Source organism: Jannaschia sp. R86511 (assembly GCF_042466345.1).
GTDB lineage: Bacteria > Actinomycetota > Actinomycetes > Actinomycetales > JBBAYJ01 > Aquipuribacter.
On the sequence record NZ_JAXHCD010000001.1, the window covers coordinates 508,477 to 524,184 of the forward strand.

Here is a 15,708-nt window from a genome sequence, read left to right on the forward strand (position 1 = left end):
GGCCGGGTCACCCGAAGTGGTGGCCCGGCCTTCGTCGTCCGCGACGTGCACCCGGCGCCCGGTGGCCCGCCGCCTCCGGGGGCAGCCCCACGGCAGGCCCCCCCTGCCAGCCCCCCGGGCGGGACGGCGGCGCCCCGGATGGGTCCGTGCGGGGCCGAGCAGTTGGCTGGACGGCATGCTCCCCCTCCTGCCGACGACGGCCCCCGAAGCCGTCGGCCTGCTCCCCGCCGGCCCCGTCCCCGTCGCCACCGGCATCGTCCTCGCTGTCGTCGCGGCGGTCCTGGTGACCGTCGGCACCGGGGTCCAGGCGCGCACGGCCGGGCGTGGCGCGTGGTGGGCCGGTACGGCCGTCCTCGGCGCCGGGAGCGTCGTGGGTGCTGCCGCCCTCGTCCTCGCGCCGGTGTCCGTCGTGCAGCCGCTCGGCGTCCTGGCCCTGCCGTTGGCCATCGGGTGGGCGGCCAGGCGTGCGCGCACCCCGGTCGGCGCCTCCCGGGTGCTGGCCGCGGCCTGCTGCGTCCTCGGTGTCGCGGGCCTGGTCGTGCTCCTGCTGCCCGGGGCGGCACCCGCCGCCGCCGGGCCGGGGCCCACCGGGGAGCAGGTGGCGACCTGGGGCGCGGTGGCCCTCGTCGCGGCCGCGACCGTCGGCGCCCTGGGCTCCGTGCTGGCCTCGGTGGGGGCGCGGGTGGTGCTGCTGAGCGCCGCGACCGGCGTGGCCTTCGGCGCTGTGGCGGTGATGACCCGCCTCACCCTCCTGCCCCTGCTGGACGGACGACCGCCGCCCGCGACCGGCGCGGTGCTGCTGGCGCTGCTGCTCGGACTGGGGCTGTGGGCGCTGCACCGGGCGCGGGACGCCGGCCGGCACGCCCTGCTCGTGGCGACCCTCACCCTGGTCGACCCGCTGGTGGCGGTCCTGCTCGGCACCACCCTGCTGGACGAGCAGCTGCCCGACGGCGCCGCCGGTTCGGCCGCCGCCGCTGCCGCGGCGCTCGCCGCGCTCGGGGTGGTGCTCCTGGCCCGCTCGGGCGCAGACCCGGGGGTGGCGACGCCGCCCCCGGCCAGGACGGTCCCCCCGGGCGCACCGCCCCACCGGGCTGCCGACCGGGGGCGCGGCGTCCGCCGTGCCCCCCACGTCTCGACGGAAGGTGCCCTCGCATGAGCCTGCTCGACACCCGCGGACCGGTCCGGGAGGTGGCCCTCCCGGGACCTCGTCGGGTCCTCCTCGGCGCCGACACCTTCGCCCCCGACGTCAACGGGGCGGCGCGCTTCGCCGAGCGGCTCGCGCTGGGCCTGGCCGGTCGCGGGCACGACGTGCACGTCGTGAGCCCCTCGACGGACGGCCGGTCGGGTCGGGAGACGATGGGAGCGGTCACCGTGCACCGGGTGGCCTCCGTCCGCACACCCGTCCACCCCACCTTCCGCGTCGCGCGCCCCTGGCGGGTCGCCGGCGACGCCCGGCGCCTGCTGGCGGACGTCGCGCCCGACGTCGTGCACCCGCAGTCGCACTTCCCGGTCTCGCGGTCGCTCGCGGCCGCCGCGGGCGAGGCCGGGGTGCCGTTGGTCATGACCAACCACTTCATGCCCGAGAACCTGTTCGGCCACGCCCGCGTGCCGGCCGCCCTGAGGCGTGCGGCGGCCCGCTGGGCGTGGCGGGACCTGGCGCGGGTCTTCGCGCAGGCCCAGGTCGTGACCGCTCCGACCCCGCGAGCCGTCGAGCTGCTGGCGGCCTCCGGCGGTGTGCTCGGGGCCCGGGCCGTGTCGTGCGGGATCGACCTGGCCGGCTACGGCCGCGACCTGCCCGCCACCGGGGCTCGCGACGGCGCGGACGCGACACCCGTGGTGCTGTTCGTCGGCCGGCTGGACGAGGAGAAGCGGGTCGGCCAGCTGCTCCGGGCCGTCGCCGCCCTGCCACCGGAGCTGCCCGTGCGCCTCGACGTGGTCGGTGACGGCACCTGCCGGCGGGAGTGGGAGCAGCTGGCGGTGGACCTGCGCCTGGGTTCCCGGGCCCGGTTCCTCGGCCGGGTCGACGAGGACGTGCTGCGGCACGCCTACGCGAGCGCGACCGTCTTCTGCATGCCCGGCGTCGCCGAGCTGCAGAGCCTGGCCACGCTGGAGGCGATGGCCTCCGGGGCCGCGGTCGTGGCCGCCGACGCGATGGCGCTGCCGCACCTGGTGGAGGAGGGCGCCAACGGCTGGCTGTTCCCGCCCGGCGACGTCGCCGCCCTGGCCGACCGGCTCCTGCGCGTGCTGGCCGACCGGGAGGGGGCACGCCGCATGGGTGAGCACAGCCGCCGTCTGGCCGCCGGGCACGACATCGAGACGACGCTCGACGCGTTCGAGGCCGTCTACGCCGAGGCCGAGGGGCTCCGGGCGCTCCACGGCGGCCGCCGTCGGCTCCACTGACCGACGGGCCGGCCACCGCCACGCCGCAGGGCTGCGACGTCCACCCGGGGACCGGCCGGACCGCCGAGCCACCGGCCCAGCCAGCCCGGCCCGGTCGCCACGGCCCAGCGTGCCCGGCGCAGCGCGCCCGGCCGGTCGTCACGGTCCGGTCGTCACGGTCCGTCGTCTCCGGGGTCCCCGGGCCAGACCCGCGTAGAACCGCACGTGGGCCCGGGCCGCCCGTTCCCACGTGTACGTCGCGGCCAGCGCCCGCCCGGGCGCCGGGTCGGGCCGCTGCCCGAGCACGGCGAGCAGGGCGCGGGCCGTGGCCGGCGGGTCCGTGGCGTAGCGGACGGTGCCCCGGAGCACCTCGCGCAGCACCTGCAGGTCGCGCGCCACGACCGGTACCCCTGCGGCCAGCGCCTCCATGGCCGCCAGGCCGAAGCCCTCCTTGGTCGACACCATGGCCAGAGCGCCGGCCTGGGCGACCAGGGCCGGCAGGGCGTCCTCCGCCACCGTCCCCAGCACCTCCGGCACCACCCCCAGCGCCACGGCCCGGGCGTCGAAGGCCGCGCGGTAGTCGCGGTAGTCGAAGAGGGTCTCGCCGCCGCCGAGGACCAGGCGGACGTCCGGCTGCTCCCGGCGCACGAGGGCGACGGCCTCGAGGAGGTCGATGCTGCCCTTGCGGGGCTCCACGCCGCCCAGGGCCAGCACGTAGCGACCGAGCCGCTGCGCCCACGCCGCCCGTCCGGGCCCGTCGAGGGCCCCCGCGGCGAAGCGGGCCGCGTCGACCCCGTTGGGGATGACGACGGGCTCCAGGCCCCAGCCCGCCCGGACCTCGGCCGCGACCGCGGCCGACACGCACACCCGGGCCGAGGGGGCGACGAGGGCGCGCTCGTGGCAGGCGGCGAGCTCCGGGGTGGTGAACCGGTCGAGGTGGTGGACGGTGCGCACGCAGGGCAGCGCGGCGTTGGCCGAGATGCAGTCCTGGGCGTGCACGACGTCGTAGCCGTGGCGCCGGTCGGCGAACGCGTCGCGCAGCACGGTGATGCTGCGAACCACCCGCTGCCCGACGGACTCGTCGTCGCGGGCCTCGAAGGGGACGGCGTGCACGCCCACGGTCGGGTCGAGCGGACGGAAGAACGTCGTGTCGCCGCCGCGGGCGAGGGTCCACACGTCCACCGCGACCCCCTGCGCGGCCAGGGCCTCGGCCAGGGCGAGGGTGTGGACCACGCCACCGCGGGGGCGGGTGGAGTACGTGAGCAGGGCGACGCGCACGTCAGGTCCCGGCCGGGGCCGCGACCCGGGGGGCGTACGCACCCGGCACCCGCTCGAGCAGGTGGTGCAGCACCCGCCGCGACCGTGCGACCTCGGCGGCCACGTCGAGGGCGGCCACGGCGAGCCCTCCCTTGGACGTGGTGCGGGCGAGGACGTCACCGCCGGGGCCCACGACCTTGGCCTGGCCGAGGAACCGCAGCCCGCCCGTCACCCCGGTCTGGTTGGACGACACCCACACCACCTGGTTCTCCGCCGCCCGCGCCTGGTCGTACAGGTCGAACAGCCGTGACTGGCGGTCCGCGGGCAGGCGCGAGGCCCGGTCGGTGACCGACGCGGGCCACGCCGACAGGCAGGCGAGCACCTGCGCACCGTCGGCGGCCAGGGCCCGGGGGGCCTCGGGGAACGTCTTGTCGTAGTCGATGAGCAGCCCCAGCCGGCCGACGGGGGTGTCGAAGGCGTCGAACCGGTCGCCCGCGGCGTAAACGAGCGACTCCCCGGCGGGCTGGTGGACCTTGCGGTGCAGCCCGAGGACACCGTCGCCGCTGACGCAGAGGGCGGAGTTGAAGAGCCGGGGTCCGTCGGGGCCGTCGTCGCCGCGCTCGGAGAAGCCCAGGCACACGACGACCGGCCCGGCCATGGCCACCACCTGCCGCACCTCGGGGGAGTCGAGCGCCAGGGCGGGCGGGACGGCGGCGGGGTCGGGGTGGCGCAGGTCCGACAGGTACCCGCCGAGCGTCGCGTCCGGCAGGACCAGCAGACCCACCCCCGCGGCCCGCGCGTCGGCGAGGATGCCCTCGAGCTTGACCAGTGCCCGGGGCAGGTCGCGGCCGAAGTGCGCGGCCACGGCCCCGATGCGCAGCAGGCCCACCGGTCAGCGACCCGCCGTCGCGGTGCGCCCCCCCGGGACCGGGCGGCGGTCGGTCCCGGTGATGCAGGCGGTGACGTGCTCGGCGTCCACGGCCACCCCGAGGAAGCGGCCCGAGCCCCAGGTGTGCAGCCACGGCAGCCCCAGCAGGTACAGGCCCGGCACCCCGGTCACGCCCCGGGTGTGGCTGGGCCGGCCGCCGCCGGTGAACACGCCCACGTCAACCCACGACCAGTCGGCCCGGTACCCGACGGCCCACACGACGCTCGTCACGCCCGCCTCGTGCAGGTCGAGCTCGGTGTGCTCCGCCGCGGGCCGCCACACCGGCTCGTAGGGCGCAGCGGACGGCGCGTCGATCCCCTGCGCCTCGATCCAGGCGTCGACGTCGCGGTTGATGGACGCGTAGACGGCGTCGGCCGCGTCCAGGGCGGCCCCCACGGTGGGCGTGACCTGCACGGTCCGTCCCGCCCCGCCGGTCACCCGGCCGTGCAGGACCATGCCGTCGCGGGCGAAGGCCCGCAGGTCCACGTCGCGCCCGCCGCCCCGGCCGGTCACGTAGTGGTTGGTCTTCTCCCGCGCGGGCACACCGCCGGGGGTGGTGCCGACCGGCCGTTCGTACACGCCCATCTGCGCCAGCCAGGTCATGACGTCGCGGCCGCGGTGGCGTCGGGCCACGCGCGGGGCGCTCCCCACGGCCAGGTGCACCGACCGCCCGGCGAGGTGCAGGTCCTCGGCGATCTGCGCCCCCGACTGCCCCGTCCCCACCACGAGCACCGCGCCGGGGGGCAGGGCGTCCGGGCGGCGGTACTGCGCCGAGTGCAGCTGCACGAGGCCGTCGGGGAGGCCCGGGTCCAGCGACGGGGCCCACGACGGCACGACGGGGCGGTGGTAACCGCCCGTGGCCAGCACGACGTGCTCCGCCTGCCACAGCTCCGGCCCGTCCGGCCCCTCGGCGGCGACCAGGAACCCGCCGGCGCCGTCCTGCGACAGCCGCGTGACCCGGGTGCGCTCGCGCAGCGGCGGGCCGAAGGTCCGCGGGTAGCCCGCGAGCCAGGCCACGACCTCGTCGCGGGTCATGAAGCCGTCGGGGTCGGGCCCGTCGTAGGCGTAGCCGGGCAGCCGGCACTGCCAGTTGGGCGTGACCAGCGTGAAGCTGTCCCAGCGCGTGGACGCCCACTCGTGCCCGGCCGTCACCGCTTCCAGGACCACGTGGTCGACCCCGTCCCGGCACAGGAACCAGCTCGCGGACAGCCCCGCCTGGCCCCCGCCGACGACGACGACCTGGGTGCGTCGCGGCGCGGGGGCGCCGGTCACCCCGGTCACCCCGGTCACGACCGGGCCGCCGGCGGGAGGGGCGGGTGCAGCCGCACGACGGTGGCGGGCGCGTCGGGCGCGTACGCCGCCGCCCGGTCCCGCAGCGCCCCGGCGGAGGCGACTGCGGCCGTGCAGGCCATCCCGTAGCGGGCGCGCACCCGCTCGCCGGCCAGGTCGAGGGCGTGCTCGAGGCGCCGGACCAGCTCGGCGACGGGGTACGCGGCGCCCTGGGTCACGTGGTCGTGCAGGACGAGCGACGGCGACCAGCACTCGTGCTGGGTCCCGTCGGGCCAGCGCACGGTGGCGGTCATCTCAGGCACGGGCGGGCTCCCTCGGCAGGTCGACCGGGGCCGTGGTCCCGTAGGACTCCGGGCGCCGGTCCCGCAGGTGGAACATCGACCGGCGGGCGGTCTCCAGGGACCCGGCGACGTCGACCGTCGCGACGGCCGTTCCCGGGGCCGTGCCGGTGGTGGCGAGCACCTCGCCGCCGGGACCGACGACCTTGGCGCTGGCCACGAAGCGCAGCGAGCCGAACGACCCGGACTGGTTCGCGGACAGCCAGACGACCTGGTTCTCCAGCGCTCGCGCCCGGTCGAACAGGTCGAAGCGGTGGGTCCACCGGTCCTCGGCCAGCGAGCCCGCCGAGGCCGTGCGCGAGGCCGGCCAGGCCGACACGCACGCGACGACCGACGCACCGTCCAGCGCCAGGGCCCGGGCGGCCTCGGGGAATGCCTTGTCGTAGCAGATCAGGGCCCCCAGCCGGCCGATGGCCGTGTCGACGGCCCGGAAGCCCTCACCGGCCGCGTAGTGCAGGCCCTCGCCGAGGGGTTGGTGCACCTTGCGGTGGACCCCCAGCACGCCGTCGCCGCACACCACGGCGGCGCTGTTGTAGCGCCGGCTGCCGTCGGACTCGCAGAAGCCGACTACGACGGTCATCTCGCGGGCGACTGCGGCCACCCGGGCCAGCTCGGGCCCGGTGACGTCCATGGCCGGGGGCAGGGAGTCCGGCTCCTCGTCGTGGCTGCCGTCCCGGCCGCGGCCCAGCACGGACAGGTAGCCGCCCAGGCACGCCTCCGGCAGGGCCAGCAGCGCGACCCCCCGTTCCCGGGCCGCCTCGACGAGGGCGGCGACCCGGGCCAGGTTGGCCTCGACGTCGCGGCCGAAGGCGCCGGCCACCGCCGCGACCGTCGTCGGGCTCACGCCGGCCCCATGCCGGTGACCGGGCCGACGGCCTCGGTGACGGTCCCGTCCGGCCAGCGCAGCCCCACCCCGGACCCGGCCGTCAGCCGGCCGCACACGCCGGTGGTGACTGTGCCCGGCAGGGCGGCCACGCCGGGGGACGGCGCGGCCTCCGCCGTGAGGACCGCGAAGCCGGGGAAGCACGTGAGCCAGTCGCCGGCGGTGGCGGCCGCGGGCCGAGGCACGGCGGCGACGTCGACCTCGGCGCGGCAGCCGCTGGCCTCGGCGAGCATGCCCGCGGTGCCGAGGACGCCGGCCATCGACACGTCCTTCGCCGCCGCGGGGGCCAGCGCCGGCACGACGTCCTGCTGGTGGCGCAGCTGCTCGCCGGTGCGGTGCGAGGTGGAGTCCCACTGGGCCCCGGTGTAGCCGGGTCGCCAGCCCCCGCCCAGGTCGGCGCTGAGGCGCAGGGCGTGGCCCGGCCGACCCCCGCCACCGGGCACCGGGGTGGCCGTACGCCCCAGCGCGGTCACCGACAGCGCAGCGGGCACGCCGAGCTGGGTGTGACCGCCGAGGACCGGGACGCCCCAGGCCTGCGCGGCCTCGCCGAGACCACGAAGCACGCGGCGCGCGAACGACGCGTCCCGGGCGCCAACGGCGTCGAGCAGGCCGACGGGCCGAGCACCCATCGCGGCCAGGTCGTTGACGTTGACCAGGACCGCGCACCAGCCGGCCCACACCGGGTCGCGCTCGACCATCGACGGCAGGATCGCGTCCGAGGCGGCCACCAGGTCGGAGCCGGGCACGGGCGCCGCGTCGTCGCCGAGGAAGCCGACGGGCGTGCCGAGCGGGCCACCCAGCAGGCCCGCGAGCAGTCCGCCGAGCGGCGCCTTGGTCGCCGCGGCCAGGCGACGGGCCCGCTGCACCGGCCAGTCGACGTGCACGTGCGCCCGGCCGCGGTGCTCGACCGGACCGACCACCCGCCAGCCGAGCCTCGAGAACAGCACGGCGCTGCGGGCCTGGACCAGGGCGTCGAAGCGGAGCGCCCCCTCGGCCTCCGCGGCCGCGCACGCCGCCCGGACCAGCGCGGCCCCCACGCCGCCGCCACGCCGGGCCGCGTCGGTGACGACGAGCCTCGAGCCGCGCCACCAGCCGATGTCACGACCGGCTGCGGCCGCCGGGCCGCCCGGGTGGTCCACGGCCCGGTCGGCGGGGTGGAGCCGCACCCCGCCGAGCACCTCCCCGCCCGGTCCGCGGGCGACGAGCACGCGGGTGCGCGGGTCGTCGTCGACGTCGTCGTGGTCCGAGCCCGCGAACAGGCCCTGCTCGTCGACGAAGGCCCGGTGGCGCAGCCTGCGGTGGGCACGCAACCCGGCGGGGTCGTCCGCCGGCACGACCACGAACGGCGCCGCGGCACCCCCCGGCAGGCCGCCGGTGAGGACCACGTGGTCGAGCGTCGCCGTCACGACTCCTCCCCGCACGCCTGCAGGGCGGAGCACGCTCCGCAGGCGGCGCACCCGGCGGACTGCCCGGCGCTGGTCATGCCCGCCTCGCGCAGCAGCGCCGCGACCCGTCGGGTCACGTCGTAGACGAGCTCACGCGGCGGCGCCGTGACGCCGTCGACGTCGGTGGCCAGGGTGCCGGCGATGGGCCGGAAGGGGACCACGAAGGGGTACACGCCCAGGGCGACGAGCTCACGTGCCCCGGCCACGAGCTCGTCGGGGTCCTCCCCGAGGCCGACGATCAGGTACGTCGACACCTCGTTCCAGCCGAAGACGCGCACGGCCTCGACCCAGGCGGCCCGGTACTCGGTGAGGGGGACGGTGCCCTTGCCCGGCATCCACCGCCGCCGCACGTCGTCGTCGAGCGACTCCACGTGGATGCCGATGGAGCTGGCCCCGGCGTCCTTCAGCGCCGAGATGGAGGCGAGGTCGGCGGGGGGTTCGCACTGCACCTGCACGGGCAGGTCGGGCAGCACCTCGTGCACGGCCCGGACGCAGCGGGCCAGGTGCGTGGCACCGCGGTCGGCCCCCCGCGAGGTCCCCGTCGTCATGACCATCTGCTGCACGCCGTCCAGCGCGTGGGCGGCGACCGCGACCTCGGCGAGCTGGGCCGGGGTCTTGACCGCAGTGGTGGAGCCCTGCCGCAGCGACTCCTCGATGGCGCAGAACCGGCAGCGCTCCGCCTCGTCGTACCGCGCGCAGGTCTGCACCACGGTGGTGGCGAGCACCGAGGCGGAGTGCAGGCGCGCGATCTGCTCGTAGGGCACGCCGTCGGCCGTCCGCAGGTCGTAGAACCGCGGCCGGGCCACCGCCTCGACCCCCATGCCGGTGTCGGCACCGTCGAGCAGCAGGCGCCCGCCGCTCACGGTGTAGGGGCTGCGGGGGTTGAGCGGGACCGCCGCGCCGGCCCCGTCGAGCAGGACGTGGCCGTCGTCGCTGGGCCCGGCGCCCGCGCGGCGGGCGACCGGCGCGTCGAGGTGCCGGATGCCCTGCAGGGCGACGTCGACCCGGGTTCGCCCGGTCGTAGGAGCCGTCACGGTCGGGACCTCAGAGGTTGTAGGTCGAGTTGATGATGGCGCCCTTGCGGGCGTAGTGGATGATCGCGTCCTGCACGTCCAGCGGGTGGGCCGGCACCACGCCGGCGATCAGGTCCTCCTCGCGGCAGCCGTGCAGCGCGAGCCCGAAGCGGCAGCAGTACACCGTGCCCCCCTCGCCGATGAACGTCGTCAGCGCGTCGTTCAGGTTCTGGTTGCCGGGGAACGCGGTGTCGCCCGTGGTGGGGAACCCGCGGGTCGCCATGCACGCCAGGGTCCCGGGCCCGTAGAAGTAGATCGCCGACTCGAAGCCCTTGCGCAGCGCCCGGGTGGCCTGCAGCACGGCGACGAAGCTGACCGAAGACTCGTGCGGGATGCCGTGGACGAGGGTGAAGTACGTCTCGCCCGCCTCCGCCTGGTAGTCGGGGAACAGCTTGGTGGAGCCGTACAGGTTGGTGCCCTTGTCCTGGGAGGGGTGGGGCACCTCGTTCAGGGCCTTGTCCATGTTGGCCCTGAGCTCGGCGTCCAGGTCGGTGGTGCTCGTACCCGAGGTGGTGGTCGTGGTCATGAGGGGCTCCTGTCGCGGGGGTGGGTGGGACGGGTCAGCCGTACAGCGCGGTGAAGTTGTCGCGGAAGAAGGCGCGCGCGAGCTCGCCGTCGCCCGCGGCGGCGGCGAGGCGGTGCAGCTCGCCCGCGTGGTCGCCCCACGGGGTGTCGGTGGCGAAGAGCACGCGGTCGTGGCCGATCCCGCGCGCCTCGATCTGCTGCACCAGCCAGGTCGGGGCGAAGCCGATGGCCCACGAGGTGTCGGTCCACACCAGCTTTCCGGCCTCGATCCAGTCGAACAGCCGGCCGCCGACCAGCTTGAGGTGCCCGCTCATGCCACCGCCGAGGTGGACGAGGTGGATGCGCACGGTGTCGCCGTAGCGGTCGACGAGCCGGCCCACCTGGTCGACGTCCGACGTCGACCCCGGTGAGGTGTGCACGTGCACGACGAGGGCGTGGGCGGCCGCGGCGGCGAAGATCCGGTCGAGCTGCTCCCTGCACCCCGGGTCGTCGACCGCCCCGCCGAGCAGGAAGCTCGTCTTGAGGGCGGCCACGCCGCGCTCGCCCGCCAGGGCCAGGGCGCCGGTGTTCCGCTCGGCGTCGGAAGCCTTGGGCGACACCCAGAAGCCCGGCCAGCACCCGGTCGTCGCGCTGGGCGGCCTCGACCGCCAGGTCGTTCAGGTCGAAGGCGACCCGGGCGTCGGGCACGCCGTAGTTGGGCAGGACGAGGGCCCGTTCCACCTGCTCGGCGTCGAGCTGGGCGAACAGCTCGTCGACGGTGGCCGCGGCGCGGACGTCGGGCTGCACCGGTGGACCGCCGTAGAAGCCGTGCGCGGGCAGCACCCCGATGTGGCGGTGCGCGTCGTGCGTGCTCCCGGTGAGCGGCATGGGGGAAGCCTCTGACCGGCAGGTTTCGGTCTGGTTTCAACTGGAAACCGGCTCGGAGGCGATCTCGTGCCCGGGGTGTTTCGACCCGGCCCGTCGGGCTCCAGCGGGTGAGGTGGCCCGGCCGCGCGGCTAACGTCCGGACCGTGGCGGTGGTGTCGATCGGCCGAGCGTTCGCCGTGCTGGCGGCCCGGGACCCCGACCGGGTGGCCGTGCGCGACGGCGAGCAGGTGCTGACCCGGCGCGAGCTGCACGAGCGCACCGACCGGCTGGCCCGTGCCTGGCGGCGCCGCGGGCTGCGCCCTGACGACCTGGTGACCGTGACGCTGGGGACCGGGGTGGCGGCGGTCCTGGCCAACGTGGCCGTGTGGAAGGCCGGGGCCACGCCGCAGCCGCTGTCGCCCCACCTGGCCCCGGCCGAGCGTGAGGCCGTGCTTGCTCTGGCCCGGCCCGCCCTGGTCGTCAACGACGACGCGCAGGTGCTCGACGCGCTGGCGGCGGAGGCCGTGGACGGTACCGGCACCGACCCCCTGCCGGACCTCGCCGCCTCGTCCTGGAAGGCGCCGACGTCCAGCGGCAGCACGGGGCGCCCTCGCCTGGTCCGGGCCGCCGCCTCGGCGCACGTCGACCCCGACGCGGCCGTCGCCGCCTTCGTGCCGCGAGATGCCGTCCAGCTCGTGGCCGCGCCGCTGTGGCACGCGGCGTCCTACGTCTACGCCTTCCGGGGCCTGATGACCGGCCACGAGCTCGTGCTGCTGCCCCGTCCCGACCCGCAGGAGTGGCTGCGGGCGGTGGCCGCGCACCGCGTGACCTGGGCCGTGCTCGCCCCCGACCTGATGCAGCAGGTGTGGCGCAGCCCCGACCGGGCCGGTGCCGACGTGGGCAGCCTCGAGGCCGTGCTGCACCTGGGGTCGCGGTGCCCGCCGTGGCTCAAGCGCGCGTGGCTGGGCTGGCTGGGTCCGGAGCGGGTGTGGGAGCTGTACGCCGGCACCGAGTCGCAGGGCCTCGCGCTGGTCGGCGGCCGGGAGTGGTTGCAGCGTCCGGGCACGGTCGGCCGCGGCGTCGGGGGGTCTCGCTTCCGGGTGGTCCGACCCGACGGCACCGAGTGCGACCCCGGCGAGACGGGTGAGGTGCTCATGCGGCGAGGGCACGACACCTACCACTACGTGGGCTCTCCGGCGCGGGTGCGCGACGGCTGGCACACCCTCGGTGACGCGGGCCGGCTCGACGCCGACGGGTACCTCTACCTCGCGGACCGGCTCGCCGACGGGATCGAGACGCCGGGCGGCACCGTCCACCCCGCCGACGTCGAGCAGGTCCTCCAGGAGCATCCCGGGGTGCGCTGCGCCGTCGTGGTCGGCCGGACCGGAGACGGTGGGACGCAGCACGTGCACGCCGTGGTCGAGCCCGAGCCGTGGGCCGGGCCGGGGAGCGCGGAGCTCGTCGCGTGGGCGGCCGCACGGTTGCACCCGCACCAGCAACCTCGGTCGGTGGAGCTCGTGGACCGGCCGTTGCGCGACGACACGGGCAAGGTGCGACGCGCCCGGTGGCGGTGAGGCCCTGAGCGGTCCTCAGCCCCGCTCGGCGGCGGCCGCGATGTCGTCCAGGTCGGCGCGCAGCGTCTTCTCCACCGCGCGGCGGGTCAGCGGCGCCGTCAGCCGGGTCAGCGCCTTGGCCAGGCCCCCGGACGGCTCGCCGCCGAAGCTCATCGCCATCCTCGTGCCGCCGTCGGGCGCGGGCGCGAAGGTGAACGTCGAGGAGTAGTGGGTGCGGCGGCTGTCCGCCTCGGCCGTGTAGGAGCGCTCGGGCGCCACGGCCGTGACGACCATCTCCTCGCTGGCGGTCCGGCCGAGCATGGTGCGGGTCTCCCGCCACCGCGTGCCGACCCCGAACGGCCCGGGGGTGAGCACCGTGACGGCGTCGATGTCGGCGATGACCGAGGGGGCACCCGCCAGGTCGGTGGCGACGGCCCACACGCGGGCGACGGGCGCGGCGACGTGCCGGGTGACGGTGAAGGTCTGCACGGGGGCCTCCGGGGGCTCGGGGGCGCCCAGGGTGGCAGAGCCGGCCGTCAGTCCCGGAGCGCGACCGGATCGCCCTGGCCGTCCGCGGCGGGTGCGCCCCCCAGCGCGGCCACGGCCGCGGGGACCGACGGTGCGACGTCCGGCTCCTCCTGCGGGTCCTGGCCGCCGGCCGTCGGCGGGACCGCGTCCCGGTAGGCCGCGCTCAGCCGTCGGTAGGGCCGGCTGGCCATGGCCGCCAGGGTGAACAGCAGCCCGAGCACCCCGGTCACCACGAACACCAGGGCGATCCCCCGGTCCGGACCGGTGCCGAACCAGCCTCCGACGAGCCGGGCCGCCGCCCCGTCGGTCATGGCGGGGATCACGACGAGCTCGGTGAACGGCGCGACGAGGAAGGCGGTGAGCGGGGAGGCCGCCTGCTCGATGCTCTGCGCGAAACCGAACACCCGGCCCTGCCGCTCGAACGGGACCACCCGCTGGAGCACGGTCTGCTCGGCCGCCTCCGCGAAGGGCGACAGGAGCATGAACACCATCATCCCGGCGGCCAGCAGCCAGATGTTCGAGCGCAGCGGGAACAGGATCATGACGGTCCACAGCACGAGGTTGACCAGCAGCAGCGTGCGGACCGGGCTGCGGCCGAGGCCGACCTTGGCCACCACGAGCCCACCGACGATCACCCCGGTGCTCAGCACGCCCCACAGCAGTCCCCAGGCCTGGACCGACACCATCGACAGCCCGTAGGCGTCCATCAGGGCCATGAACGACCCGCCCAGCACGTTGTTGATGCAGGAGAAGACGATGAGCGCGGGCAGCCCGGGCACCCCGCCGACGATCCGCAGCGTGCCGCGCAGGTCGACGCCGTGACCCTCGTCGCCGGCGACGGTCCGCGTGGGCGGCGGCTCGGGGACGTCGAGCGAGGCCAGGTGGACCACGGAGGCGGCGAGCACCACCAGGGCGAGGACCAGGACCGAGCGCATCCCGTCCCAGCCGACCAGGAGCCCGCTGATCACCGACGTGACGAGGAACGAGACCCCCGTGGCCGTGCCGACCAGGCCGTTGGCCCGGTCCCGGGACGGCGCGGGGACGAGCAGCGTGACCAGCGTGGGCACGGCGATGCCGCGCAGGTTGCCGGTGATGATCCCGGCCATCAGCAGCACCACGAGCACCCACAGCAGCGGCTGGCCGGGGTCGGTGAACGAGCCGTCGGGGGCGAGCAGGTACAGGGCCAGGCAGCCGGCGTAGAGGACGAACGACGCGGCCGCCGAGGCCTGCATCACCGCGACCTTGCGGTGGTGGTCGACCAGGCTGCCGAACCAGATCCCGGTCAGCGCGGTGGCACCAAGGAACAACCCGGCGATGAGCCCCGTGGCCAGCACCGACAGCGTCTGCAGGTACACCCAAAACGTCACGGCGAAGAAGACGGTGAAGTTGACCACCGACACCACGAGGCTGCTGACGAGCACGTGGGCGAAGACCCGCTGGCGCGGCTCGCGCAGGTCGAGCGGCCGGCCCTGCGGCTCGGACGTCCCGGACTCCCCGGACGGGGTGCTGGTCATGGCTGCTCCTCCCGGCCCCGCGGGGGCTCCGCGGGTCACGAGGGGTGGGACCGGTGCACCGCCCCGGAATCATCGCCGGGACATCGCCCGGATCCATCGCGGCCGGGCGTCGCGTCCGGCCGGGGGCGCGCCTACGGTGTCGGCATGGCCACGCCCAAGGCACCGGCGGTGGAGATCGACGTCGACGGTCTGACGGTGCGCCTGTCCAGCCCGGACCGGGTCTACTTCCCGGCCCGCGGCGAGACCAAGCTCGACCTGCTGCGGTACTACCTCGCCGTCGGCGACGGCATCGTCAACGCCCTGCGCGAGCGGCCGTGCATGCTGCACCGCTTCCCCAAGGGCGTCGCGGGCGACAAGGTCCACCAGAAGCGGGTCCCGGCCGGGGCGCCGCCGTGGGTCGAGACCGTGCGGCTGCACTTCCCGCGCTGGAACCGCACCGCGGACGAGCTGTGCGTCACGCACCTGGCCCAGGTCGCGTGGGCCGTGCAGATGTCGACGGTGGAGTTCCACCCCTGGAACAGCCGCCGGGCGGACACCGAATCCCCCGACGAGTGGCGCATCGACCTGGACCCCGGACCGCTGTCGGACTACGCCCAGGTGCGCCGCGTCGCCCACGTGGTCCACGGGGTCCTCGACGAGCTGGGCGCGGTCGGCTATCCCAAGACCTCCGGCGGCAGCGGCATGCACGTCTATGTCCGGGTCCCGCCGACGCACTCGTTCACCGACGTCCGACGGGCCGCGCTCGCGTTCGCCCGCGAGGTCGAGCGGCGCGCCCCGGACGACGTGACGACCACCTGGTGGCGCAAGGACCGCGACCCGCACGCCCTGTTCGTCGACTACAACCAGAACGCCCGGGACCACACCATCGCGGCGGCCTACTCGGTGCGGGGCAACCCCGAGGGCACGGTGTCCACGCCGCTGCGCTGGGACGAGGTCGACGACGCCGAGCCCGGCGACTTCACCATCGCCACCGTGCCGGAGCGCTTCGCCCGCCTCGGCGACCTGCACGCCGACATCGACGGGCACGTCTTCGACCTCGCCCCGCTGCTGGAGTGGGCCGCGCGCGACGAGGCCGCCGGGGCCGAGCCGCCGGCCGAGCCGGAGCCCGAGCCGCCGGCGTAGGGGCCGGCGGGTCGCTCGTATCAGTGG

Annotated in this window: 16 protein-coding genes; 5 read left to right on the forward strand and 11 right to left on the reverse strand. The window is 76.5% G+C overall.

What is annotated here, in order from left to right; genetic code table 11:
• The first annotated feature begins 175 nt into the window (after window positions 1-175).
• Both SJY06_RS02525 and SJY06_RS02530 read left to right on the forward strand, forming a co-directional pair.
• Entirely contained in the window at window positions 176-1,156 is a 981-nt protein-coding gene (locus tag SJY06_RS02525; protein ID WP_380164301.1) for a hypothetical protein, read from the forward strand.
• Window positions 1,153-2,400 carry a glycosyltransferase gene (locus tag SJY06_RS02530; protein WP_380164303.1) on the forward strand — a complete coding sequence of 416 codons (1,248 nt, stop codon included), beginning with the start codon at window positions 1,153-1,155 and terminating at the stop codon, window positions 2,398-2,400. The genes SJY06_RS02525 and SJY06_RS02530 overlap by 4 nt, the downstream gene beginning before the upstream one ends.
• 138 nt (window positions 2,401-2,538) lie before the next feature.
• Here the strand turns inward: SJY06_RS02530 and SJY06_RS02535 are convergent, their stop codons facing one another.
• Genes SJY06_RS02535 through SJY06_RS02575 form a run of 9 tightly spaced genes read right to left on the reverse strand, consistent with a single transcriptional unit; the run spans window position 2,539 to window position 10,717 of the window.
• The gene (locus tag SJY06_RS02535; protein WP_380164305.1) at window positions 2,539-3,657 is read right to left on the reverse strand and encodes an MSMEG_0565 family glycosyltransferase; all 1,119 of its coding nucleotides are present in this window, start codon (window positions 3,655-3,657) and stop codon (window positions 2,539-2,541) included.
• Window position 3,658: 1 nt separating this feature from the next.
• On the reverse strand, window positions 3,659-4,525 hold the full coding sequence (locus SJY06_RS02540; protein ID WP_380164307.1) for a carbon-nitrogen hydrolase family protein: 867 nt from the start codon (window positions 4,523-4,525) through the stop codon (window positions 3,659-3,661).
• A gap of 3 nt (window positions 4,526-4,528) precedes the next feature.
• Entirely contained in the window at window positions 4,529-5,854 is a 1,326-nt protein-coding gene (locus SJY06_RS02545) for an MSMEG_0569 family flavin-dependent oxidoreductase (RefSeq protein WP_380164309.1), read from the reverse strand.
• Window positions 5,851-6,147 (reverse strand): MSMEG_0570 family nitrogen starvation response protein, encoded by a 297-nt coding sequence (locus SJY06_RS02550; protein ID WP_380169664.1) that lies wholly within the window; start codon window positions 6,145-6,147, stop codon window positions 5,851-5,853. The genes SJY06_RS02545 and SJY06_RS02550 overlap by 4 nt, the downstream gene beginning before the upstream one ends.
• Before the next feature lies 1 nt (window position 6,148).
• Window positions 6,149-7,036, reverse strand: coding sequence for a carbon-nitrogen hydrolase family protein (locus SJY06_RS02555; RefSeq protein WP_380164311.1), 888 nt, complete (start codon window positions 7,034-7,036; stop codon window positions 6,149-6,151).
• Window positions 7,033-8,481: an MSMEG_0567/sll0787 family protein gene (locus SJY06_RS02560; protein WP_380164313.1), complete on the reverse strand. Its 1,449-nt coding sequence runs from the start codon at window positions 8,479-8,481 to the stop codon at window positions 7,033-7,035. Before SJY06_RS02560 ends, SJY06_RS02555 begins: the two co-directional genes overlap by 4 nt.
• Window positions 8,478-9,554: an MSMEG_0568 family radical SAM protein gene (locus SJY06_RS02565; RefSeq protein ID WP_380164315.1), complete on the reverse strand. Its 1,077-nt coding sequence runs from the start codon at window positions 9,552-9,554 to the stop codon at window positions 8,478-8,480. The genes SJY06_RS02560 and SJY06_RS02565 overlap by 4 nt, the downstream gene beginning before the upstream one ends.
• Before the next feature lie 10 nt (window positions 9,555-9,564).
• Entirely contained in the window at window positions 9,565-10,119 is a 555-nt protein-coding gene (locus SJY06_RS02570) for an MSMEG_0572/Sll0783 family nitrogen starvation response protein (protein ID WP_380164317.1), read from the reverse strand.
• A 34-nt stretch (window positions 10,120-10,153) separates the two neighbouring features.
• Window positions 10,154-10,717 (reverse strand): amidohydrolase family protein, encoded by a 564-nt coding sequence (locus SJY06_RS02575; RefSeq protein ID WP_380164319.1) that lies wholly within the window; start codon window positions 10,715-10,717, stop codon window positions 10,154-10,156.
• Here SJY06_RS02575 and SJY06_RS02580 point away from each other — a divergent pair.
• A complete protein-coding gene (locus SJY06_RS02580; RefSeq protein WP_380164321.1) occupies window positions 10,707-11,000 on the forward strand; it encodes a hypothetical protein in 294 nt (97 codons plus the stop codon). The two genes, SJY06_RS02575 and SJY06_RS02580, sit on opposite strands and share 11 nt — an antisense overlap.
• Window positions 11,001-11,137: 137 nt before the next feature.
• Window positions 11,138-12,538, forward strand: a complete 1,401-nt coding sequence (locus tag SJY06_RS02585; RefSeq protein ID WP_380164323.1) for an AMP-binding protein — start codon at window positions 11,138-11,140, stop codon at window positions 12,536-12,538.
• Window positions 12,539-12,553: 15 nt separating this feature from the next.
• Here SJY06_RS02585 and SJY06_RS02590 read toward each other — a convergent pair whose 3' ends face one another.
• Together SJY06_RS02590 and SJY06_RS02595 are read right to left on the reverse strand one after the other, a co-directional pair.
• Complete coding sequence (locus SJY06_RS02590) at window positions 12,554-13,006, reverse strand: SRPBCC family protein (protein WP_380164325.1); 453 nt, start codon at window positions 13,004-13,006, stop codon at window positions 12,554-12,556.
• 47 nt (window positions 13,007-13,053) lie between these two features.
• The gene (locus tag SJY06_RS02595; RefSeq protein WP_380164327.1) at window positions 13,054-14,559 is read right to left on the reverse strand and encodes an MFS transporter; all 1,506 of its coding nucleotides are present in this window, start codon (window positions 14,557-14,559) and stop codon (window positions 13,054-13,056) included.
• Between the two features lie 144 nt (window positions 14,560-14,703).
• On the opposite strand from SJY06_RS02595, the gene ligD reads away from it, so the two are divergent.
• Window positions 14,704-15,681 (forward strand): non-homologous end-joining DNA ligase, encoded by a 978-nt coding sequence (gene ligD, locus SJY06_RS02600; RefSeq protein ID WP_380164329.1) that lies wholly within the window; start codon window positions 14,704-14,706, stop codon window positions 15,679-15,681.
• Window positions 15,682-15,708 lie beyond the last annotated feature (27 nt).

Coding starts and splice junctions, on each gene's coding strand:
- SJY06_RS02525 (WP_380164301.1), top strand. CDS start 176: ATGCTCCCCCTCCTGCCGACGACGGCCCCCGAAGCCGTCGGCCTGCTC.
- SJY06_RS02530 (WP_380164303.1), top strand. CDS start 1,153: ATGAGCCTGCTCGACACCCGCGGACCGGTCCGGGAGGTGGCCCTCCCG.
- SJY06_RS02550 (WP_380169664.1), bottom strand. CDS start 6,147: ATGACCGCCACCGTGCGCTGGCCCGACGGGACCCAGCACGAGTGCTGG.
- SJY06_RS02570 (WP_380164317.1), bottom strand. CDS start 10,119: ATGACCACGACCACCACCTCGGGTACGAGCACCACCGACCTGGACGCC.
- SJY06_RS02595 (WP_380164327.1), bottom strand. CDS start 14,559: ATGACCAGCACCCCGTCCGGGGAGTCCGGGACGTCCGAGCCGCAGGGC.
- ligD (WP_380164329.1), top strand. CDS start 14,704: ATGGCCACGCCCAAGGCACCGGCGGTGGAGATCGACGTCGACGGTCTG.